Source organism: Candidatus Fusobacterium pullicola (assembly GCA_018883725.1).
Classification (GTDB): domain Bacteria; phylum Fusobacteriota; class Fusobacteriia; order Fusobacteriales; family Fusobacteriaceae; genus Fusobacterium_A; species Fusobacterium_A pullicola.
This window is the reverse complement of sequence record JAHLFN010000053.1, coordinates 1-21,946: the sequence shown is the minus strand read 5'-3', so window position 1 is coordinate 21,946 and position 21,946 is coordinate 1. Positions and strand designations below refer to the sequence as shown.

21 protein-coding genes are annotated in these 21,946 nt (G+C 30.6%); 16 read left to right on the top strand and 5 right to left on the bottom strand.

The window, feature by feature from the left end; genetic code table 11:
• Positions 1-6 precede the first annotated feature (6 nt).
• The 3 genes from IAA47_05295 to IAA47_05285 all read left to right on the top strand — a co-directional run bounded on the left by IAA47_05295 (position 7) and on the right by IAA47_05285 (position 2,154).
• Positions 7-915: a CsgG/HfaB family protein gene (locus tag IAA47_05295; GenBank protein ID MBU3842382.1), complete on the top strand. Its 909-nt coding sequence runs from the start codon at positions 7-9 to the stop codon at positions 913-915.
• A 15-nt stretch (positions 916-930) separates the two neighbouring features.
• On the top strand, positions 931-1,236 hold the full coding sequence (gene sepF, locus IAA47_05290; GenBank protein ID MBU3842381.1) for a cell division protein SepF: 306 nt from the start codon (positions 931-933) through the stop codon (positions 1,234-1,236).
• An 87-nt stretch (positions 1,237-1,323) separates the two neighbouring features.
• Positions 1,324-2,154 (top strand): TSUP family transporter, encoded by an 831-nt coding sequence (locus IAA47_05285; protein MBU3842380.1) that lies wholly within the window; start codon positions 1,324-1,326, stop codon positions 2,152-2,154.
• A gap of 97 nt (positions 2,155-2,251) precedes the next feature.
• Here IAA47_05285 and IAA47_05280 read toward each other — a convergent pair whose 3' ends face one another.
• The 4 genes from IAA47_05280 to IAA47_05265 form a co-directional block, all read right to left on the bottom strand.
• Complete coding sequence (locus IAA47_05280; protein MBU3842379.1) at positions 2,252-3,730, bottom strand: DHA2 family efflux MFS transporter permease subunit; 1,479 nt, start codon at positions 3,728-3,730, stop codon at positions 2,252-2,254.
• An 11-nt stretch (positions 3,731-3,741) separates the two neighbouring features.
• Complete coding sequence (locus tag IAA47_05275) at positions 3,742-4,872, bottom strand: HlyD family secretion protein (GenBank protein ID MBU3842378.1); 1,131 nt, start codon at positions 4,870-4,872, stop codon at positions 3,742-3,744.
• Positions 4,856-6,286 carry a TolC family protein gene (locus tag IAA47_05270; GenBank protein ID MBU3842377.1) on the bottom strand — a complete coding sequence of 477 codons (1,431 nt, stop codon included), beginning with the start codon at positions 6,284-6,286 and terminating at the stop codon, positions 4,856-4,858. Before IAA47_05270 ends, IAA47_05275 begins: the two co-directional genes overlap by 17 nt.
• Before the next feature lie 228 nt (positions 6,287-6,514).
• Positions 6,515-7,324, bottom strand: a complete 810-nt coding sequence (locus tag IAA47_05265) for a Cof-type HAD-IIB family hydrolase (protein MBU3842376.1) — start codon at positions 7,322-7,324, stop codon at positions 6,515-6,517.
• Positions 7,325-7,451: 127 nt separating this feature from the next.
• Here IAA47_05265 and IAA47_05260 point away from each other — a divergent pair, with 127 nt between their 5' ends.
• From IAA47_05260 to IAA47_05205, 12 genes are all read left to right on the top strand, one after another.
• Positions 7,452-8,471 (top strand): PilT/PilU family type 4a pilus ATPase, encoded by a 1,020-nt coding sequence (locus tag IAA47_05260; GenBank protein MBU3842375.1) that lies wholly within the window; start codon positions 7,452-7,454, stop codon positions 8,469-8,471.
• A gap of 12 nt (positions 8,472-8,483) precedes the next feature.
• Positions 8,484-9,893 (top strand): coproporphyrinogen III oxidase, encoded by a 1,410-nt coding sequence (locus tag IAA47_05255; GenBank protein MBU3842374.1) that lies wholly within the window; start codon positions 8,484-8,486, stop codon positions 9,891-9,893.
• 14 nt (positions 9,894-9,907) lie between these two features.
• A complete protein-coding gene (locus tag IAA47_05250; protein MBU3842373.1) occupies positions 9,908-10,429 on the top strand; it encodes a helix-hairpin-helix domain-containing protein in 522 nt (173 codons plus the stop codon).
• 18 nt (positions 10,430-10,447) lie between these two features.
• A complete protein-coding gene (gene hslO / locus IAA47_05245; GenBank protein ID MBU3842372.1) occupies positions 10,448-11,335 on the top strand; it encodes an Hsp33 family molecular chaperone HslO in 888 nt (295 codons plus the stop codon).
• 50 nt (positions 11,336-11,385) lie between these two features.
• Positions 11,386-12,144: a TatD family hydrolase gene (locus IAA47_05240; GenBank protein MBU3842371.1), complete on the top strand. Its 759-nt coding sequence runs from the start codon at positions 11,386-11,388 to the stop codon at positions 12,142-12,144.
• Positions 12,145-12,153: 9 nt separating this feature from the next.
• Complete coding sequence (locus tag IAA47_05235) at positions 12,154-12,978, top strand: methyltransferase domain-containing protein (GenBank protein MBU3842370.1); 825 nt, start codon at positions 12,154-12,156, stop codon at positions 12,976-12,978.
• Between the two features lie 2 nt (positions 12,979-12,980).
• Complete coding sequence (gene acpS, locus IAA47_05230) at positions 12,981-13,349, top strand: holo-ACP synthase (GenBank protein MBU3842369.1); 369 nt, start codon at positions 12,981-12,983, stop codon at positions 13,347-13,349.
• Between the two features lie 26 nt (positions 13,350-13,375).
• Positions 13,376-13,831 carry an NAD(P)H-dependent oxidoreductase subunit E gene (locus tag IAA47_05225; GenBank protein MBU3842368.1) on the top strand — a complete coding sequence of 152 codons (456 nt, stop codon included), beginning with the start codon at positions 13,376-13,378 and terminating at the stop codon, positions 13,829-13,831.
• Between the two features lie 9 nt (positions 13,832-13,840).
• Positions 13,841-14,942, top strand: a protein-coding gene (prfB, locus tag IAA47_05220; GenBank protein ID MBU3842367.1) for a peptide chain release factor 2 whose coding sequence is annotated in 2 segments (ribosomal slippage) — positions 13,841-13,912 and positions 13,914-14,942 — 1,101 coding nt in all. Because the reading frame shifts where the segments join, the coding sequence is not laid out codon by codon here.
• A gap of 85 nt (positions 14,943-15,027) precedes the next feature.
• Positions 15,028-16,542: a glutamate--tRNA ligase gene (locus IAA47_05215; GenBank protein MBU3842366.1), complete on the top strand. Its 1,515-nt coding sequence runs from the start codon at positions 15,028-15,030 to the stop codon at positions 16,540-16,542.
• Positions 16,543-16,646: 104 nt separating this feature from the next.
• Positions 16,647-17,987 (top strand): ATP-binding protein, encoded by a 1,341-nt coding sequence (locus IAA47_05210; GenBank protein ID MBU3842365.1) that lies wholly within the window; start codon positions 16,647-16,649, stop codon positions 17,985-17,987.
• On the top strand, positions 17,981-18,733 hold the full coding sequence (locus IAA47_05205) for an RloB family protein (GenBank protein MBU3842364.1): 753 nt from the start codon (positions 17,981-17,983) through the stop codon (positions 18,731-18,733). The genes IAA47_05210 and IAA47_05205 overlap by 7 nt, the downstream gene beginning before the upstream one ends.
• A 393-nt stretch (positions 18,734-19,126) precedes the next feature.
• Here IAA47_05205 and IAA47_05200 read toward each other — a convergent pair whose 3' ends face one another.
• On the bottom strand, positions 19,127-20,263 hold the full coding sequence (locus IAA47_05200) for a cyclically-permuted mutarotase family protein (GenBank protein ID MBU3842363.1): 1,137 nt from the start codon (positions 20,261-20,263) through the stop codon (positions 19,127-19,129).
• Positions 20,264-20,525: 262 nt separating this feature from the next.
• Here IAA47_05200 and IAA47_05195 point away from each other — a divergent pair, with 262 nt between their 5' ends.
• A complete protein-coding gene (locus tag IAA47_05195; GenBank protein MBU3842362.1) occupies positions 20,526-21,392 on the top strand; it encodes a hypothetical protein in 867 nt (288 codons plus the stop codon).
• Positions 21,393-21,946 lie beyond the last annotated feature (554 nt).

The window sequence follows — 21,946 nt, the reverse complement described above, 5'->3', positions numbered from 1 at the left end:
GATAGCATGAAAAAATATATTGGTATTTTTTTAACAACTTTATTACTAGTTGGATGTAGTAGTGGAGAAGTAAGAAGCAGTGTAAAAAAAGAGGATAATATTTCAAATTTGAGAGATTATAATACATATAAGAAAAATCTTGCTCCTAAGAGAAGAGTAGTTATAGGAAAGATTAAGAACTATTCAAGATTTGGAACACAAAGAACAGACAGTATCACTAAAGATATATTGGTTTCTGAGTTTTCTAACTCTGGAAGATTTAATGTATTAGAAAGAGATGATTTAGATTCTGTAATGGAAGAGTTAGCTTTTTCAAATTCATTAGGTGAGAAATCTATTTTAGCTAAGCAAAAGTTCTTAGATACAGATTTTGTAGTTGTAGGAAGTGTAACAAAATATGAATTAAATACAACAGGAAGTAGCTCACTTTTTTCTAAGAGTAAGGAGCAAAGAGCTGAGGCAGTAATAGAGTTAAAAGTCATAGATGTTTTAAATGGAAAGGTATGGACAGAGACAGGTGAGGGAAGTTCTAGTGTAAAATTTGGAACTGTTTTAGGAGCAGGAACTTATGGTTCATATGGAAGTTTAGAACAGGAAGCTTTTAGAGCTGCTGTAATTCAAGGAGTAGAAAAGATAGTAAATAAGATTGATTCAATGCCTTGGACAGCTGCAGTAGTACAAAAAACAGGAAGTAAAATAATTATAAATTCAGGATCTTCTAATAACCTTCAGATAGGAACTCAAATGAATGTTTATAAACAAGGGAAGGCTATCGAGTATAGAGGAGAGGTATTGGGATATGAGGAAAATCTAGTAGGAACAGCTGTGGTTGAAGATTATATAGGAACAGATGCAGCAATACTAAGATATAATGGGGTGGACTTTTCACTACCCGCTGTGGTAAAATTAAAATAAAAAAGGAGAGAAGAGATGGAAAAAGATTTTGATATTGTATTTGTAAAACCTAAAAAATATGAAGATTGTAAAAAATGTGTAGGATATATAAAAAGAGATAAAATAGTTCATATAAACCTTATGGATTTAGATGGAAAGGAATCACAAAGAATTTTAGATTATATATCTGGAGCTGTTTATATTAAAGAGGGAGAGATAGTAAATCCTGGAGAAAATATTTTCTGTACAATACCAAAAAATAAAAATCATATGTTTGATTATAAAGCTAAGACAGAAAGTTATGATGAAGAGGAAGAGATCGTTCCTATCTATAGAAAATAATTGAAAATTGAGGAGGGCTTTTGCAAGATTATATTGCAATATCCTCCTAATTTTATATAAATAAAATAATTTGGAGGAAATAGTAAAGTGTTACAAGAATTTTTAAATCATATTGATATAGGTACTTTTATATTTTTAGGGATAGCTTGCTTCGTAGCTTCTTTTATAGATGCTGTAGCTGGTGGAGGAGGATTGATTACTGTTCCAGCTTATCTTGCTTCAGGAATACCAGCTCATGTGGCATTGGGAACTAATAAGATATCTTCTAGTATAGGAACGATAGCAAGTGCATTAAAATTTGCAACTTCTGGAAAGGTGAATTGGGAACTTTGTAAAAAGATAACTCCGTTCTCTTTTATTGGAGCTCTATTGGGAGTAAAAACTGTTGTTTTAATAGATTCAAAATATCTTTATCCAATAGCAATAGTGTTACTATTATTAGTTCTAATCTATACAATGGTAAATAAAAAAATGGGAGAGGAAAACAATTTTATAGGTTTAAATAGTGAAAATATAACAGCTGGCAGAGTAATGGGAGTAGTAATGGGATTTTATGATGGTTTTTTTGGACCGGGTACAGGATCATTTCTAATTTTTGCTCTTATCAGAATTTTTAAGTTAGATTTTACAAATGCTAGTGGAAATGCTAAAATTTTAAACTTAACAAGCAATCTAGCTAGTATGTTTCTATTTATATTTTTAGGAAAGGTAAATTTTTTCTATTCAATTCCAATAGGGATAATTATGATATTTGGAGCTACATTGGGAGCTAAAACAGCAGTTACTAAGGGAACAAAATTTATAAAACCTATGTTTTTAATAGTAACCTCAATAGTTTTAATAAAGATGATTGCAGAATCAATATTTGGAATAGATGTTGGTGGGATAATAAAAGAGTTTTTTATGAAAATAATGTAATAGATATTCAGTTTTCAATAAAAGAAAGCTTAAGAGTTTCCAAAATTTTAGAAGGACTCTTAAGCTTTTTTATGATTGAATAATTAATTTTTATGGATTATTTTCTTTTGGCTATAAATATAAATGGAGTTAGAATTAACATCATGATACCACTTACCAGTATTATATCGTTTACCCCCATAATAGCAGATTGAAGTGTAATAATTTCATTAATATACGCTAATTTATCATGTAGAGTACCACTCATACTATTAATATAGCTTATAAAGTTTAGATTTCCATTTTGGATAGAGGCTACCATCTCCTCATGGTGGAAAGCCATCTTGTTATTCCAGAAGTTTGTAGCTAGAGATGTTCCGAAGCTATTTCCAATATTTCTCATAAAGTTGTATAAACCAGAGGCACCAGCTAGCTCTTCTGGTGGAATATCAGAAAGGGTGATAGCATTCAATGGAATAAAGAAAAATCCAAGCCCAAATCCAGTAATAAATCTTGAGAAAGCTATATAACCAGAAGTTACATCTGGGGAGTAACTAAAGGTAAAGGATGATATAGCAAAAGCCAAAAATCCTATCATAGCGAACTTTCTAGCATCATATTTTGTCAACATACTTCCAAGTATAGGAGCTAAAAATAGAGATGATATCCCCATTGTACATGTTGTAAGCCCACTTTTTAATGCTGTATATCCCATATAGTTTTGAAGCCATAGAGGAATGACTACAACAGCAGCAAAGAAGGCGATAGAACCAATAGTAAGACAGACAGAACCAACAGAGAAATTTCTGTTGAGGAAAAGTCTAATATTTACAACTGGATTATCTTGGTACCACTCCCAAATAACAAGGAGCACGAGAAATATAAAAGCTATAATTGTAAGTCCAACGATTAAAGGACTAGAGAACCAATCTAAGTCATTTCCTTTATCTAGCATAATTTGTAGAGAACCTATTCCAATGATAAGAAATACAAGACCCCAAATATCAATAGGAGCTTTCTCTATCTTGTCCTTATACCCTTTCTTTTTAAATATAGAATAAACTATGAAAGTAGAGATAAGTCCAAAAGGTATATTGATATAGAAACACCATCTCCAAGAGAAAGAGTCTGTAATCCATCCACCTATCATTGGTCCAAATACAGGAGCTAATATAACAGTCATAGACCAAATACCAAGAGCTATTCCCTTTTTCTCCTTAGGATAGAAGCCTAACATAAGCGTTTGAGAAAGAGGAATCATACTAGCTCCTACTATTCCTTGTAGAACTCTAGCAAATAGTAGAAACTCAAAGGAAAAGCTCAATCCACATAGAACACTGGCTCCTGTAAAAAGTAGTGTAGCTACCATATACTGTTTTACTATTCCAAATCTTTTTGTAAGCCAACCAATTAATGGTAAGAATATAGCTTCAGCTACAGCATAAGATGTAATAACCCATGTTCCTTGTGTAGGAGCTACGGCAAAATCTCCAGCAATATGAGAGAGGGAAACATTTACAATTGTACTATCTAGTACGTTCATAAAAGAACCAATTGCTAAAGCTAGAGTTGCCATAACAATTTCTAAAGACATCATAGTATTACCTCCTATTTCTTATTAAGATTTTCTGCTATAATAGAGGCTATTTGTTTATTAATCTCATTTTCATTTAAAGTATAAAGGTTAGTTGATGAAGAAGAGTAAGTTATATCTCCATCTTTATGTGATTTTACATCAACAGTTGCTATAACAGAACTACCTATAGGTAGAGTACCATTCTCTTCAAGAGATTTTTTATCTAGAGTTATACGAACTGGAATTCTTTGTACAACTTTAATCCAGTTACCAGTGGCATTTTGTGCTGGAAGAAGTGAAAGTGCACTTCCAGATCCCCCTGAAATTCCTTGAACATATCCTTTATATTTTTTACCATTGATATCACTAAGAATCTCTACTTCGTTTCCAACTTTAATATTTTTTAATTGAGTCTCTTTATAGTTAGCATCTACCCAGATATCATTAAGATTGATAATTGATAAAAGTTGTTGAGATGGAGCTACTTGTTGTCCTAAATAGAAAGCTTTTTTAGCTACAACTCCACTTTCTGGGGCATAGATTTTAGTTTTCATATAGTTAAGGTAGGCATTTTTATAACCTGCTATACCTTGTTGAACATCAGGGTGTGAGTAGATATTCACACTATCAGCTTGTATCTTAGCTTCTTCTAATGCTTTTATACTTTGGTTAAGAGATGCCTTTGCAATTTCAAGATTACTTTTACTTGTTTCATATTGTTGTTTACTGATAAGTCCAGCTTTATATGATTTTAAATCCATATCATAGTCAACTTTAGCTTTATTATACTGACTTCTTTTCACTTCAACACTATCACTGTTAACTTTTACATTAGATGAAAGGTTAGAGTAAGCACGAACTGTTTTTCCTAAAGAAGCTATAGCTTCATCAAGAGCGATTTTATAATCAGTATCATCTATCTCAGCAATTAAATCTCCCTTTTTTACATTTTGAGTATCCTCTACATAAACAGCCTTAATAACTCCACTTACTTGAGAAGTAACTATATTTTGATTACTATTGATATAGGCATTATCAGTTTCAACAAAGTTTCTTCCATGTAAAAGCCAATATCCACCATAAACTGCTCCAATTACAGCGATAGCTCCAAGAAACATTCCTATTTTTTTCTTAGCTTGTATATTTTTATTTGTTTGTTCCATTATTTCCTCCTAAACTATATGCTCCTCCAACTGAGTTAAGAAAATCTAACTGTTGAGTTATAAAGTTAAAATGTTTTTGATTGTTATCTAATTGTGATTGTAACCATTGTAAATTATTTATTAAGTAACTATAGTTTGAAAGAGTTCCAATTTCAAATCTTTGATTGTTGTTTTCCCAAATTGTTTTATCATTTAGTAGATTTTGATCCTCTTCTTTTAAGATACTTTCCATAGTTTTAGATTTTAAAAGTTCATTATTAATATCTGTATAGGCATTAATAACAGCTTGATTATACTCTTCAATTAAAATATTTAAATCTATTCCAGCAACTTTATAGTTAGCTCTGATAGCTCCCATATTAAAGATAGGTAGATATACACTAGCTCCAATAAATCCAGCTAGAGAGCTTCTTTGTAAAACTTTATTGAAATCTACAGCTTCAAATCCATATTGACCAGTTATAGAGAATTGAGGGTAGAAACCAGCCTTGGCAGATTCTAAGTGTTTTTCTTGTCCATGAACTAACATTAGATAGTAAGCAACATCAAATCTATGAGTAATAATATCTGAGCTAATAGAAGTTGGAATATCAATAGCAAGAGTATCATTACTACAGTTGTTTAAAAGAGTTTTTAGTTCATCAGTATGCTCATTTCCACTTAAGCTATTTAGTGAATTGAAAGTAACATCAAGATTTAACTGATTTTGTTTTAATAATGATTGGATATCTCTTAGTTGACTTTGAGCATTTAGATAATCCTCTTCTACCCCCATTCCAATATTGTATTTTTCTTTTTCAAGTGAAACTAAGTCAGCTATTATTTTTTCTTGATTTAGTAAATTTTCTCTTTCACTTATAAGATAATTCCAATAGTAATAAAGTTTAGCTGTTTGTATAGAGATATTTAAGGTAATCCACTTAGAGTTCAATAGAGTAGCTTGAGATTTATATTCAGCCTCTTCAGCTAAAGCTCCAACTCTATTAAAGATATCAAGGTCATAAGAAGCTTGTAAGTTTAAAGCTCCTAAATCTATTATTTTTCCATTAAATGGAGGAGGTGTTGTTCCATGTTCATCTAGTTTTTGTCTAACACCACTACCATTTAGATTTAAGTTAAATCCACTTTGTGATTTAGCAAGGGTAATAGCTTGATATGATTTTTCAATATTAAGTTGAGATGTTTTTATATCCTTGTTTGAACTTAATGTCATCTCAATTATATTTCTTAGGGTAGGAGAAGTGTTATAACTTAACCACCAGCTATCTGTTATAAATAGATTTTTCTCAACACTATTTTGATTATCAATGTTGATATCTGAAATTTTTGTAAACTCTCGTCTTTCAATCTCAGGAATAGCAGAGCATCCTAGGATAAGAAAGGATAAAAGAGAAGAAAGTATAAGTTTTCTCATAAAACCTCCTATGGTAAAAGATAAAAAATAAGGTTGTTAAAAATAACAACCTCTGCTTTTTTAATTATATCACTAGAAAAGAAAAAGTAAAGAAAAAAATAAAAAAATTAATAAAAAAGTTAACTTTTAAAAGTTTGTGTTTTTCCTATGACAATTTTCTTCACAAAGTTAATACATTTCTATCAAAAATATGGTGTTATTTTATAAACAAAGTTTTGTTATAGATAACTATTTGTTGAAAATTAACTTATCAATTAGATAAGCCATACCACCATCATTGTTAGATTTAGATATGAAAGAACAAACTTTTTTGATATCCTCATTAGCGTTTTCTACACAAGCAGCTAATCCAGCAGCTTTTAACATAGGTAAATCATTGTATGAATCTCCTACGGCAATACTCTCTTCAATTTTTAATCCTAAAGTTTCAACTAATTTTCTTAAAGCTACCCCTTTATCTACTCCAAGTTTAGTAACTTCTAGGAAGAAAGGTTTAGAAATAGCAATACTATATTTATCTCCATATGTAGCTTTAAGTTTAGCTTCAACCTCTTTTAAGTAAGTTGGCTCCTCTAAAAGCATACATTTAACAGCTGGTTTATTGACAGTTTCTTTGAAGCTTTTAGTAAGATGATGAGGCATTTTTGTAAGGGTAACCTCAACATCTATATATTCACTCTCGGTTTCAGAAACAACCTCATCATCTATATATGTTAGAATATGAGTGTTATTCTCTTTAGCAAAATCATACATTAGGTGTAGATCTTCTTTTGTAAGGCTAGCTTCAAATATATTTTCTCCACTTCTACAATCAGTTATGATAGAACCATTAAAAGATAGAATAAAACTACCATATTTATCAAGTTCTAACTCTTTGGCTAAATCATACATAGCAAAGGTAGGTCTACCAGAAGCTAATACAAATTTTACTCCAGCCTCTTGTGCTCTCATAATAGCTTCTTTATCAACTGAAGATATCTTTTTTTCAGAGTTTAAAAGAGTATCATCTAAATCTGTAAAAATAATTTTATAAGACAAAATACCACCTCGAATTTTTCTTTTGATTATATCATATAATTGAATTTTTTTCTATTTGAAGAATGGAGAAATAATGGTATAATATAGAGTAAAATCTACACACTAACTTAATAAGTGGAGGTATAGTATGATATTTGAAGAACTTTTGATACAGGCAAGGGAACAAAGAGCATCAGATATACACTTGGTTTGTGGAGAACTACCGACCTTTAGAGCAAATGGAAAACTTGTTAGAATAGGTGAAAAAACTGTAGATAAAGAGTATCTATCCATTATATTAGAGTTAATTCTAAAAGAGAGGGATAGAAATATATTTTATCAAGAAAGGGAGTTAGATTGTAGCTTTGAGGATGTAAAAGGTTTAAGATATAGAGCTAATTTTCATTGGGAAAAGGGAAATATAGCAATCTCTATAAGAGTGATAGAAAACCATATTAAAACTTTAGATGAACTAGGATTACCTAAGATAATAAAAGAATTAATTAAGATAAAAAAGGGATTAATCTTGATAACTGGACCTAGTGGAAGTGGAAAAAGTACAAGTTTAGCTTCAATTATAGAGGAGTTAAACAGAAGTAAAGCTCTTAATATAATAACATTAGAAGACCCTATAGAGTACATATTTAAAAGTGATAAATCTTTAATTAGACAGAGAGAGGTTGGAAGAGATACCTACTCCTTTGCTCAAGGATTAAAGAGTGTATTAAGACAGGATCCAGATGTTATTATGGTAGGAGAGTTGAGGGATAGAGAGAGTATCTCGGCAGCATTGACAGCGGCAGAGACTGGACATCTTGTGTTGGGAACTCTTCATACTAATGGAGCAACGGAAACTATCAGCAGAATTATAGATGTATTCTCAAGTGGAGAACAAAATGAGATAAGACTACAATTAGCTACAACTCTTAAGGGAATAGTTAGTCAAAGATTGATAATGACAAAGGAGAATAAAAGAAGAGGTGTTTATGAGATACTTCTTTCAACTCCAGCAGTAACAAATCTAATACTGAATAATAAGCTTAATCAAATAGAGAGTGTGATAGAGAGTAATAAAAAAATGGGAATGATTTTAATGAGAAATGCTATGGAAGAGCTATATTCTCAAGGTATAATCTCATTAGAAGAGTATAGAGAAAACTTAAGATAATTGGAGGAAAAAGTGATAATCAATTCGACATTTCAAATGAATCATAGAAGTATCGAAGAGTTTGCTAGAGTGATGGTTCCAGAAGCTCTAGAGAAAACATTGGATATAGAGGTAAAAAAAGAGCAAGAAAATATAGTTATAACATTAACTATAGAGGGAGAAACAGAGAGTTTTATCTATCCAGATCAAAATGGAAGACTTGAAGACCAAGAGATAACAATGGTAAAGATATTGATACTAAAATTCTTTAAGAAAAATTACTCTTGGGGAGGTCTTATGGGAGTGAGGCCTACTAAGGTAGTGAGAAGATTATTAGCTCTAGGTTATAGTTATGATGAGATAAGAAGGATTATGAAAGATTTCTATATCGTTAGTGAGGAGAAAACGGAACTTTTAATAGAGGTTGTAAAAAAAGAGCTAGAATTTTTAGATAGAGAGCATATAAATTTATATATAGGGATACCATTTTGTCCAACTAAGTGTAAGTACTGTTCGTTTGCTTCATATGAGATAAATAGTGGTGTTGGAAGATACTATAAGGATTTTGTAAAAACTCTACTGAAGGAGATAGAGATAACAGGAGAGTTTCTAAAGGAGGAAAACTTTAAAATCTCTTCAATCTATATTGGAGGTGGAACCCCAAGCACATTGACAGAGGAGGATTTAGAAGCGATACTTTCAGCTGTAAATACTCATATAGATATGAGTGACGTGAGAGAGTTTACCTTTGAAGCTGGAAGAGAGGATACTCTTACGGATAGAAAACTAGAGATAGCTAAGCAGTATGGTGTTGATAGAATAAGTTTAAATCCACAAACATTTAAGGTGGAAACTTTAAAAAAGGTAAATAGAAGATTCGATAGAGAGAATTTTGAAAAATATTATAAAAAAGCAAAAGATATAGGATTTATAATAAATATGGATATAATAGTTGGACTTCCAGATGAGACAACTGAAGATGTGCTATTTACTTTTAATGAATTGGAAAAATTTGATATTGAAAATTTAACAATTCACACATTGGCATTTAAAAGAGCTTCAAATCTATTTAAAGAGAGTCAAGAAAGAGTGGAGCTAGATGGAAAAGTTATAACAGAGGCTATAGGAAAATTAGTGGAGAAAAAGGAGATGAATCCATATTATCTATATAGACAAAAAAACATAATGGAATGGGGAGAGAATATAGGGTATTCAAAATTAGGATGTGAGTCTGTATTTAATATTGAGATGATAGAGGAGAATCAGTCTACTATGGGATTAGGTGGAGGAGCTATTACTAAAATAGTTATTCCAGAGACTGAGTATAGAGATTATATTGAAAGATATGTAAACCCTAAGGATCCAGCTCTTTATATAAGAGAGATGGAAGAGAGAATGGGAGCTAAAAAAGAGTTGTTTTTAAAATTAAAAAATAAAAAGTGAGGGAAATTAGAGATATGAAGAAAATTTTAATTGTGGCATTTACTCTTTTATTAAATCTGGGAATAGTTTATGGAAATCCTTTTGCAAATAGTGAGAGTTTTGATATAATAGTTAGTGAAAATGTTTTAGATGAAGAGAGTAAATATGTAGATGTTAATACAGCTTCTAAAGAGGAACTTATAAAGGGGGGAGTTACTCCTAAATTAGCGACTCTTATTGTGGAGTATAGAGAGGAAACTGGAGGATTTGAGAATCTTAATGAGTTAAAAAGAATAAAGGGGATAGGTCAAGCTACCTTTGACAAATTGAGAAAAAAACTGAGAGTAAAGACTCAAATAGAGAAAAAACCTCTTTATATTAATGAGGCTAGTGATGTAGTACTAGGTTATTATGGATTAGATAAGGGAGAGATAAAGGATATAAGAAAATATCTAAATAAAAATGGGAAAATAAATAGTAACTTAGATTTAATGAAAGTATTAAGTGAAAAAAACTATAGAGAATATAAATCAATTATAAAATATGATAAATTTTAGAAAGAGAGTGATAGAGAAATGGGAAAATTAATTAGAGGAGTAAGTAAAAATGCAAGATTTTTTGTTGTGGATACAACAGATATAGTTCAAGAGGCACAAAATATACATAAATGTAGTCCAACAGCTATTGATGCTTTTGGAAGATTACTTACAGCAGGAGTAATAATGGGAAGTACACTAAAGGGTAATGATGTACTAACTCTTAGAACAGATACAAATGGACTATTAAATAATATGGTAGTAACTGCAGATGCTAATGGTGGAGTAAAGGGATATTTATCAAATCCAACAGCTGATGTACCACTAAAAGATAATGGAAGATCAGATGTAGGAGGATTAGTAGGAAAAGGATTTTTAAAGATAATCAAGGATATGGGATTAAAGGAACCTTATGTAGGACTATCAGAGATACAATCTGGAGAGATAGCTCAAGATTTAGCTTACTATTTTTACAACTCAGAGCAAACACCAACAGTTATAGCTTTAGGAGTGAAATTAAAGGATGAAAATACAGTTGAGTATGCAGGCGGATATATGATACAACTTCTACCTGGAGCAGAAGATGATTTCATAACAGCTTTAGAAGAGAAAATAGGAGCTATTAGACCTATGACAGAACTTATGGCTGGAGGAATGGATATAAAAAGAATAGCAAAACTTCTTTATGAAGATATGACAGATGAAACTTATGAAAGGTTAGTAGAGCCATATGAGATATTAGAGGAAAAAGAGGTAAAATATAGTTGTAACTGTTCAGCAGATAAATTTTATAAAGGGCTTATCACTTTAGGAAAGGATCAATTGAAAGATATATTTAGTAAAGAGAAAGAGCTAGAAGCAGAGTGTCACTTCTGTGGAAAGAGATACAAATTTACTGAAGAGGATTTTAAAGATATAATTAAATAGATTAAAAATTTTTTGATATAGTTACTTTATGAGTGATTAGGAGAGTAAATATGAAGTTGATAGATTCACATGCTCATTTAGATAATGAGCAATTTAATGAGGATAGAGCTGAGGTTTTACAAAGAGTAAAAGAGAATTTAGAGTTTGCTGTAAATATTGGCTATGATATAGAGAGTAGTAGAAGAAGTGTAAAGTACGCTAATGAGAATGACTTTATATATGCTGTAGTAGGAATACACCCGATTGATATAGCAGAGTACTCTGATGAGGTAGAAAAAGAGCTAGAGGAGTTGGCTAAGAATGATAAAGTACTAGCAATAGGAGAGATAGGGCTGGACTATCACTGGATGACTCAGCCTAAAGAGGTACAACAAAAGTTTTTTAGAAGACAGATGGAGCTAGCTAGAAAAGTTGGAAAACCTGTAGTAATACACTCAAGAGATGCTATGGAGGATACACTTACAATATTGAAGGAGTTTCCTGATGTAGGAGGGATTTTTCACTGTTATCCAGGTTCTGTTGAGTCAGCAAAAGAGGTTATAGATAGATATTACTTAGGAATAGGTGGGGTATTAACTTTTAAAAATGCTAAAACTCTTGTTAAAGTTGTAGAGAATATTCCATTAGATAGATTGATATTGGAGACTGATTGTCCATATATGGCTCCAACTCCTCACAGAGGTAAGAGAAATGAGCCTATCTATGTTCAACATGTAGCAGAGAAGATAGCAGAAATAAAGGGAATTACCTTTGAAGAGGTAGCCAAAGCTACCAATGAAAATACAAAAAAAGCTTATAAGATGATGTAAGGGGAAAAAATGATAATTTGTCCTGTATGTAAAAAAGAGTTAATTAAAAATGAAAGAACTTATAGATGTGAGAGTAATCACTCATTTGATATGGGAAAGCAAGGGTATTTAAACCTTTTGCTTTCTAATCAAAAACATAGTAAAACTCCTGGTGATGATAAGGAGATGGTACTAAGTAGAAAGAGATTTTTAGAAAAGGATTATTATAAGATAATATCTGATAGAGTAAACTCTTTAATACTTGAAAATCTTGGAAATAGAAAAAGTGTAAATATTCTAGATATAGGTTGTGGAGAGGGATATTATACTGGAAATATAAAGAGATTTTTAGAGAGTTTAGGAGTAGAGAGTAACATAATAGGTATAGATATCTCAAAAGAAGCAATTATCAGTGCAGCTAAAACATATAAGAACATAGAGTGGTTAGTAGCAAGTGCTATGAATATTCCACTGGCTAATGAGAGTATGGATTTTGTAATCTGTATGTTTGCTAAGATTGTTCCAGAGGAGAAGATGAGAGTTTTAAAAGCTGGAGGTAAACTGATAGTTGTATCTACAGGAGAGAAACATTTGCTTGAGTTAAAAGAGGTAGTTTATGAAAATGTTAGAACTGAATTTTATTCACCAGTTGAAGATTTAAAAATCTTTAAACATTGTAAAACTGTAAATTGTACTGGAAAATCATTTATAGCTGAAAATGAGAGTATAAGAAATCTTTTTGATATGACTCCATATAAATGGAGAAGTCCAAGGGCTGGAGTAGATAGACTTTTTGCCTTAGATAATTTAGAGATTACTATTGATGTAAATATTGATGTATTTGAAAAGGTATAGAGATGATATTAGGTATAGGAAATGATATTGTAGAGATAGCTAGAATAGAAAAAGCTATACAGAATGAGAGTTTTAAAAAAAGAGTATATACTGAAAACGAGATAGAGCTAATAGAAAAAAAAGGGGCTGGAAAGGTTGCTAGCTACGCTGGAAGATTTTCAGCTAAGGAAGCTATATCTAAAGCTATGGGAACTGGTGTAAGGGGATTTAACCTTATTGATATTGAGATATTGAGTGATGAATTAGGAAAACCAGTAGTAAATTTCAAAAATCAATTAGAAAATTTTATGAGGAATAAAAAAATTGAACTTTCTATATCTCATTCAAAGGAGTATGCTACAGCTGTAGCAATTTTAATAACATTAGATTAATTTTCATTTTTAAAGAGAGGATTGTTATGGTGGATAAAGATTTTTATAAAGAGTTAGAAGAGTTTATAGATGGATTAAAGGATAAGAAAGATGATGTAAAGATACTAAATTTCGTTGTGGAGAAGCTTGATAGTATACCTAAGGAGGTTCAAAAATTTATAGCTGATAAAACGGGGTTAATGGAGATATCTATTGAGAATACAATAAATTTTTACCCTAAATTCAGAAGTAAAGTAAGTGATGTAAAAGAGGTAGCTATCTGTACTGGAATGAGTTGTGGTCCAGCTGGTGGATTTGAGATATTTAATGAGATTGCAGCACTTTTAAAAATAGATAAAAATGGACTATCTCAAGATGGAAAAATAATGTTAACAAATAAGAGATGTTTTGGAAGATGTTCAAAAGGTCCAAACGTTTCAATAGATGGAGAGATTTATAGCTTAATGAGTCTACAAGATGTAAAAAGAAAATTAGGATTATAGGAGGATATTTTGGATATACTAGATATAAAGAGAGAGTTTTCTGAATACAAAAAAAAGATAGAAGATATTAGGGGGTCTCTTTGACTTAGAAAAGAGAGAAAATAGAATAGCCGAACTTGAGAAAAAGACAATGGAGGATAACTTCTGGAATGATAAAAGAACAAGTTCAGCTATAATAAAAGAGATGAATGGAGAGAAGGAGTTAGTAGCTGAATTTAAAAATCTAGTAACTGAGCTTGAGAATGAAGAGGTACTTATCGAGTTTGTAGAACAAGGAGAAACAGATTTTCAAGAGGAACTAGAGGAAAAACATCTTATCTTAGGAAAAGATGTAGAGCATTTTGATACAAGACTTCTATTAGATGGTGATTATGACTCTAACAACGCAATAGTTACTATACACTCTGGAGCTGGTGGAACAGAAGCTTGTGATTGGGCTGATATGTTGTATAGAATGTATTCGAGATGGTGTAGTGATAAGAAGTATAAGATTAGTGAGATGGATTTTATGCCAGGGGATAGTGTGGGTATAAAATCAATAACTTTTATGGTAGAGGGAATGAATGCCTTTGGATACCTAAAGAGTGAAAAGGGAGTTCATAGATTAGTAAGAATATCACCTTTTGATGCTAATAAGAAAAGACATACTTCTTTTGCTTCTGTAGAGGTAGTACCAGAGGTAGATGATAGTATTGAGGTAAATATCGAGCCATCAGATATTAGAATAGATACTTACAGAGCTAGTGGAGCTGGTGGACAACACGTAAATATGACTGACTCAGCTGTTAGAATTACTCACTTTCCTACTGGAATAGTAGTAACTTGTCAAAGAGAGAGATCTCAATTAAATAATAGAGAAACTGCTATGAAACTTTTAAAATCTAAATTAATAGAGTTAGAGATGAAAAAGAAAGAGGAAGAGTTGAAGAAATTACAGGGAGAACAGAGTGATATCGGTTGGGGAAATCAGATACGTTCATATGTATTCCAACCATATACTTTAGTTAAAGACCATAGAACAAACTGTGAGTCTGGAAATATCAAAGCTGTAATGGACGGAGATATTGATATTTTTATCAATGGATATTTGAGATGGAATAAAGTCAGATAAAAAATTCAAATAACTCTTTAAAAAAATTTAAAATTGTGATAGAATTTAGAGAAAACTATTTATTATTTATATGGGAGAGGATAAAATGGAAAAGAAAGTAAGAACAAGAATAGCTCCATCACCTACTGGAGATCCTCACGTAGGTACTGCTTATATAGCACTATTCAACCTAGCTTTTGCTAAATCTAACAATGGAGATTTTATCTTAAGAATAGAGGATACAGACCAAAATAGATATACTGAAGGTTCAGAGCAAATGATATTTGATGCTCTTCACTGGTTAGGATTAGATTATGCAGAGGGTCCAGATGTTGGAGGAGAGTATGGACCATATAGACAATCAGAAAGATTCCACCTATATGGAGACTATGCTAAAAAGCTTGTAGAGCAAGGAGGAGCTTACTACTGTTTCTGTACTCAAGATAGACTTGATAAATTAAGAGAGAGACAAAAGGCTATGGGAAAAGCTCCTGGATATGATGGATGTTGTCGTTCGTTAACTCCAGAAGAGATTCAAGCTAAATTAGAAGCAGGAGAACCATATGTAATCAGATTAAAAATGCCTTATGAAGGAGATACAATTATCCATGATAGATTAAGAGGGGATATAGTATTTGAAAATAATAAGATAGATGACCAAGTACTATTAAAAGCAGATGGATTCCCTACTTACCACCTAGCAAACGTAGTAGATGATCACTTAATGGGAATAACTCACGTTATAAGAGCTGAAGAGTGGATAGCTTCTACACCTAAGCATATTCAATTATACAAAGCTTTTGGATGGGATCAACCAGAATTTATCCACATGCCATTACTTAGAAATGCAGATAGAACAAAAATATCTAAGAGAAAAAATCCAGTATCTTTAATTTGGTATAAAGAAGAGGGATATTTAAAAGAGGGAATAGTAAACTTTTTAGGATTAATGGGATACTCATTTGGAGAAAACAAAGAAATATTTACATTACAAGAGTTCATTGATAACTTTAATATAGATAAAGTTTCTCTTGGAGGACCTGTATTTGACCTTGTAAAACTTGGTTGGGTAAATAACCAACATATGAGAATGAAAGATATAAATGAATTAACAGATTTAGCTATACCTTTCTTTAGACAATTAGGATATGTTGGAGAAGAGGTTTCTGAACATGAGTATAGAGCTCTTGTTAAGATAGTAGAAATCTTAAGAGAGTCAGCTCAAACATTAAAAGAGATAGCTAAAGAATCGGCAGTTTACTTTGAAGATACGTTTGAACTTCCAGTAGTAACTGAAGATATGAACAAAAAAGAGAGAAAAAGTGTAGAGAAATTAAATGAATCTATCCTTGACCTAGTTGGAAAAGAGTCTATCAAGTTATTTATGAAAAAACTTGAAGCTTGGGAAAAAGAGGACTTCACAATAGAGGAAGCTAAAGAATTATTACACTCTACATTAGAAGAGATGGGAGAGGGACCAGCTAAAGTTTATATGCCATTAAGAGCGGTAATAACTGGACAAGCTAGAGGTGCTGACCTATACAACGTTCTATTTATAATTGGTAAAACAAGAACATTAAATAGAATGAAAGCTATGATAGAAAAATACAATGTATTATAATTGAGAAAATCTCCAGTGTAAAAGCTGGAGTTTTTTTTATAAAAAATGGTTAAAAATTGGAAAGAGATATAGTATAATAAAATTGGAAAGGAAGGGAGGAAAAAATGTTATTAAGATATATAGTAGAAAATTTTAAGTCCATAGGAAAAGAAATAGAATTCACTATGTTTCCTTCAAAAGATATTAAAGATAAAAAATTTATATCTACATTAGAAACAAGAAATGGAAATTGGGAAGTATTGAAAAGAGCTGCATTTTTTGGACCAAATGCCTCTGGAAAATCAAATTTTATAAAATCACTAGCTTTTGTAAAAAATTTTATATTAGAAGGGCAACTAAGTGAAAAAACAATAAGAATAGAGCAATTTAAAGGAAATTCAGAAGAATTAGATAATAAATCTCTTTTTCAGTTTATGATGTATATAGATGGAGAGGTCTATGAGTATGGATTTGTAATAGATAGAAAACAAGTATATGAAGAATGGTTGATGATATTGACTGAAGATGATTTAAAACCAATTTTTAAAAGAGAGACTAGCAAAGATGGAATAACTAAGATAGAATTATCTGAGTGTTCTAAGAGATTTTTTAATGAAGATGAAAATGAAGTAGCAAGAGTTTTAGTAAAAGGATTTTCAGAAAAACAAAAAAATTTATTGTATTTGTCTAAGTTAAATGAGAATGCTAATGATATAGCTAGTAAAATAATAGATTGGTTTAAAAGAATTCAGATAATATTTCCAACAACTAAAGTGCAAGCATTACCTATTAGAATAAAACAAGATAATTTATTGAGAGAATTTATTTCTAAAAAGTTGGAAATTTTAGATACAGGAGTAACCAATGTAACTGTCTCTGAAGAAAAAAATAGTTTAGAGGAGATAAGAGAGAAACTAAGACTTCCAGAAGAAATAGTTCAAGATATCGAAGATACAGAGCATGGAATAGTTGTATTAAATGGAAAATACTATATTTTTATAGAAGAAAATGGAGAGAAATCTTTTGGACAATTAAAATTTGAGCACAAGTTAGAAAATAAGATAGTAGATTTCGATATTGATGATGAATCTGATGGAACTCAAAGGGTAGTAGATTTGTTACCAATGTTGTTTAGACTAGAAGAGAAAAAAAATACTATGTACTTTATAGATGAATTAGATAGAAGCTTACATACAAAAATTTCAAAATATTTAATACAATATTTTTTAGAAGCAAATGAAGGATTTAATAACCAGTTATTTTTTACAAGTCATGATATAAATTTATTGACTTTAGATGATTTGATTCAAGATGAGATTTGGTTTATTGAAAAAAATAGATTAGGAGAAACAAAATTAAAACCATTTTCAAATTTTTCGATAGAAGAGGGTCAAAATGCTTTAAAGGATTATTTGAATGGAAGATTTGGAGCAATTCCTGTTATAAGGAGTGAAAAAATATGGTAGAGACGACTAGGAGAAAACCTTTTAAGATTTCAAGAACTCCAAGAAGAGAGATAAGACCAGAGAGTAATAAGTTAATATTTTTATCTTGTGAAGGAAATGTAACAGAAGAAGAGTATTTTGGCAGAGTAACGGAGATATATGATGAAGTAAAAAGTAAGATTCAGTTTATTTCTATCAAAGAAGAGATATTAGTTAAAAAGGAAAGGGATAGAACGGAAGAAGAGATAAGAGAATTAGGAAAAAGTAAACCATGGCAATTATTAGAAAAAATAGAGAAATATAAGGAAGAAAAGAAAGATATTTTTGATTTTGATAAGCATCCAGATGACGAATTTTGGATAGTAAGTGATGTGGATGAAAATACTGCTCCAGAAAATTTGGAAAAATGGAAAGAAACATTAAATAAATGCAGAGAAAAAGGCTATGGCTATGCTATAAGCAATCCATTTTTTGAGATATGGTTATTATTACATCATTCTGAAATTACAGATGAAGATAAAAAATATGAAGTAACAAATGAACAATCATATGAACCAACTGACCATTTTAAAGAGAGATTAGCAGCTTTAGGAGTGCCATTGGTAAAAAAGAAGAGAAAACATATTGTAAAAGAGGATTATGATAGAGAAAAAATAAAAGTAGCTATTGAAAGAGGGAAAAAAATAACAGTATTAGAAGAAGGAGTACCAAAAGGTCTAGGAACAAGTGTTTATAAATTATTAGAAAAAATTGAAGGGTTAAAATAAAAAAATATTTAAACTTTTTTATGAGTAAAGAAGTCTAAATAGTATAAGTAATAAAAGATGAGATAAAAATATTACTTATAAAAAAATAAAAAATATTTAAACTTTTTTATGAATAAAGAAGTCTAAATAGTATATTAATAATAGTGATAATTTTTTCATAAAACTTTCCCCAAAGATTTTCCCTCTCTCCCAAGAGGGAAAAAGATGCTAGTAACAACATTGATATATATAAACATAAAAAATCTCTCCCGAAGAGATAGAGTTGATTATCCCTAGTTGTCAGCTCTATCTCTTTTTCTTTGGAAGAATAATTAAATAAAAAAAGAGTTACTGAATAGCTCTAACTATTCAATAACTCTTTTCATTTATGAGAATTTTTATAAAATTAAAAACTTATTTGTTGATAATTGTACCAGTAAATACTCTGTCAGTTCTTATTCCCGGTTTAATCTCACCATTGATAGAGAAAACTTTGTTATCAATTAGAACTAATCCCTCTCCACAAGGAGCATCAAATGGAATCTCTCCAATAGATTTCCAACTATTAGTAGAAGCATTATAAATTAATATATCTCTATTCCATCCAAACTCATAAGGGTCTGCTCCAAAATACTTAGCTTTATAGTTAGCAAGCTCTTCTCCTTTTAAGTTTCCTAAATAGTAGTTAGCATCATTCCAAAGTTGTTTATTAAATCCACCAATTACCATCATTTCACTATCATTTAATTTTACAGAGTTAGCTCCTAATACTGACACCTCTTTGCCATCAATTATAACTGGGGCAACCTCAGTCCAAGTATTAGTATCAAAATTATATTTATATCCATCTACAAATGCTTTAGAGTTTCCACCACCAAATACATAAAGTTCACCATTTAAAAGTTGAGAAACAGATTGAGTTCTAGTTTCTCCGGGAACAGGTGGTAACTCTTTAACCTCTTTTGTAGTTAAGTCATAAGAGTAGAATTTGTTAGAAGCTTGTCCAGCTTGTTTTCCAGTATAAACATAGAGTTTACCATCTTTTTCAATAGCTCCACCATTTTGGAAAGTGAAAGGCAGATCCCCAATTTTTTCCATTTTTAGTTTTCCTATATCCATAGATAAGAACCAGATATCATTGTCCTGTTCAGCATTGGCAGCTCCACCTATATAGTAAACTCCTTGAGGTGTAGTAACAGATGCTCCATATCCAATTTCATGAGGTAGATTAGTATGTTCTACAACTGTAACTTCTCCGTTATTATCTGTTAATAGATAAACGTCAGAATACATAACTTTAGGACCACCCTCAGCAGTTGGTTTTATAGGAAAGTTTGCTCCTCCACCAACAACGATATATTTCCCCTCAAGAGAACCATATAATACCCCAGCTGTTCCAATATTTTTCTCATAACCTTTTTGTGCTGGAAGATGTCCACCAACTTCCCATGTGATTTTTTTATCACTTTTTGGATTGTTAACAATGTTTGTAGATGAGCAACCAGCTAAAATTAATGATGTTACTATAGCAGTAAATAAAAATTTTTTCATAATACCCCTCCAAATAACTTTAAATTGTACTCGCGAACAATAAATATCTTGATATAATAATACAACTTTTTATTCCTTAAGTCAACATTAAATTTTAAAATAAAACATAAAAATTAAAAAAAGAATGTAAAAATATGTGGAAAATAAAAAATATCTTGATTTTTTCTAAAAAATAGTTTGTGATTATATTATGATGAAAAAATGAATTGGGAGATAAAATTTTGTCACAATAATTTTATAGATAAATTGGGAGGATAAAATTATGAAAAGATTAGCACTATTATTAGCAGCTATGGGAGTTATATCAGTAGGAGCAATGGCAGAAGCACCTGCATTAAAAGTTACAAATATAGGACAAGAATTAGAGATAGAAAATGTATCTGGAAGCACAAATGGGGATATAGGAGCTACTACATTTACTACAACTGTAGGACTATCTTATGAAGACTGGTCGTTTGCAGTTCAAGCTGGAAAAATGTGGACAATTGATACAGATAATGGATTTGATAGTACAAATGGAAGAATGCAGTTTGATGTTTGGAATAAAGTAAATGAAAATTTACATCTAGGATTTAGATATAGAGGACAATCTGACTATGATAGATATTATGGAAGAGCAGCATGGAATTATGGAATGGTATTTGGAGCTGCAGATATTTGGTATCAATCTGTAAATGGAAATGGAAATGACAACTTAGAGGCAGAAATTTTCCCAGTGGGAGTTAGTTATGGTGCTTTTAAGGCAGCATGGTTTGTAAACTACTGGAAATCAATAGGAAATACAGTAGATGGAGATAAGACAGAATATTTAGAAAACCAAATCAGATTATATGCTGACTTATATAAAGGGGAAAAATTAACACTTTCAACAGAAGCTAGAATAACTTTAACAGCAGATGTAGATTATGAAGGTGGAAAGAAAGAGGCAGCTCCTACAGAATATATTTATAAAGACTTTGGAAGAAATAGATTTTATTTAGGGGCTTCTTACCAAGTAACTGAATCTTTAAATGTTTATGGAAAATATGCATATGAATTTAGAGAACTTGATGTTGTAAAAACTAGTGAGAGAACAAACTCACAAAATTATTATGGTGACTTTATAGTTGGATGGAACTATACTTTCTAATATTAAGTTGAAATTAAAGTAAAAAATATAAAAAAGTGAAAAAGGAGTTGAGACTATGCTTTAACATAGTGCAACTCCTGTTTTTATTTAGGAAAAAAATAAAATGGAATATTAGAAATAAAACACATTTTCAACAAATAAAAAAATATTTTTATTTATTGAAAGGATATTATTTTGTTGAAAAGTAGCTAGAAATAAGGAGTTTGATTGATGTGGAGGAAAAATTATATTAAAATCTCTATGTTTAAAAACAAGAAAAAATAAAAAAAAATAAAAAAACTATTTACAAATAAGGTAAAATGAGGTATATTTATATCAACGGGAGAATATCAAACCTATTTGGTGATGGGTTTGAGAAAAATTTATGAAAAAAAGGAGAGATACTTATGAAAAGATTAGCACTTTTATTAGGATCTTTATTAGTTGTTACTGCAGCTGCTTCTGCTAAAGAAGTTGTACCTGCACCAGTAGTTGTTGAGGAAGCTCCAGTACAAATAATAGAGAAAGAAGTTATCGTTTACAGAGAAAAAGAACAAGGATTCAGACCAAATGGT

Excerpts from the sequence above, each read along its gene's own strand:
- IAA47_05295 (MBU3842382.1), top strand. The coding sequence starts at position 7 with ATGAAAAAATATATTGGTATTTTTTTAACAACTTTATTACTAGTTGGA.
- sepF (MBU3842381.1), top strand. The coding sequence starts at position 931 with ATGGAAAAAGATTTTGATATTGTATTTGTAAAACCTAAAAAATATGAA.
- IAA47_05280 (MBU3842379.1), bottom strand. The coding sequence starts at position 3,730 with ATGATGTCTTTAGAAATTGTTATGGCAACTCTAGCTTTAGCAATTGGT.
- IAA47_05275 (MBU3842378.1), bottom strand. The coding sequence starts at position 4,872 with ATGGAACAAACAAATAAAAATATACAAGCTAAGAAAAAAATAGGAATG.
- IAA47_05270 (MBU3842377.1), bottom strand. The coding sequence starts at position 6,286 with ATGAGAAAACTTATACTTTCTTCTCTTTTATCCTTTCTTATCCTAGGA.
- IAA47_05260 (MBU3842375.1), top strand. The coding sequence starts at position 7,452 with ATGATATTTGAAGAACTTTTGATACAGGCAAGGGAACAAAGAGCATCA.
- IAA47_05250 (MBU3842373.1), top strand. The coding sequence starts at position 9,908 with ATGAAGAAAATTTTAATTGTGGCATTTACTCTTTTATTAAATCTGGGA.
- hslO (MBU3842372.1), top strand. The coding sequence starts at position 10,448 with ATGGGAAAATTAATTAGAGGAGTAAGTAAAAATGCAAGATTTTTTGTT.
- IAA47_05240 (MBU3842371.1), top strand. The coding sequence starts at position 11,386 with ATGAAGTTGATAGATTCACATGCTCATTTAGATAATGAGCAATTTAAT.
- IAA47_05235 (MBU3842370.1), top strand. The coding sequence starts at position 12,154 with ATGATAATTTGTCCTGTATGTAAAAAAGAGTTAATTAAAAATGAAAGA.
- acpS (MBU3842369.1), top strand. The coding sequence starts at position 12,981 with ATGATATTAGGTATAGGAAATGATATTGTAGAGATAGCTAGAATAGAA.
- IAA47_05225 (MBU3842368.1), top strand. The coding sequence starts at position 13,376 with ATGGTGGATAAAGATTTTTATAAAGAGTTAGAAGAGTTTATAGATGGA.
- IAA47_05215 (MBU3842366.1), top strand. The coding sequence starts at position 15,028 with ATGGAAAAGAAAGTAAGAACAAGAATAGCTCCATCACCTACTGGAGAT.
- IAA47_05210 (MBU3842365.1), top strand. The coding sequence starts at position 16,647 with ATGTTATTAAGATATATAGTAGAAAATTTTAAGTCCATAGGAAAAGAA.
- IAA47_05205 (MBU3842364.1), top strand. The coding sequence starts at position 17,981 with ATGGTAGAGACGACTAGGAGAAAACCTTTTAAGATTTCAAGAACTCCA.
- IAA47_05200 (MBU3842363.1), bottom strand. The coding sequence starts at position 20,263 with ATGAAAAAATTTTTATTTACTGCTATAGTAACATCATTAATTTTAGCT.
- IAA47_05195 (MBU3842362.1), top strand. The coding sequence starts at position 20,526 with ATGAAAAGATTAGCACTATTATTAGCAGCTATGGGAGTTATATCAGTA.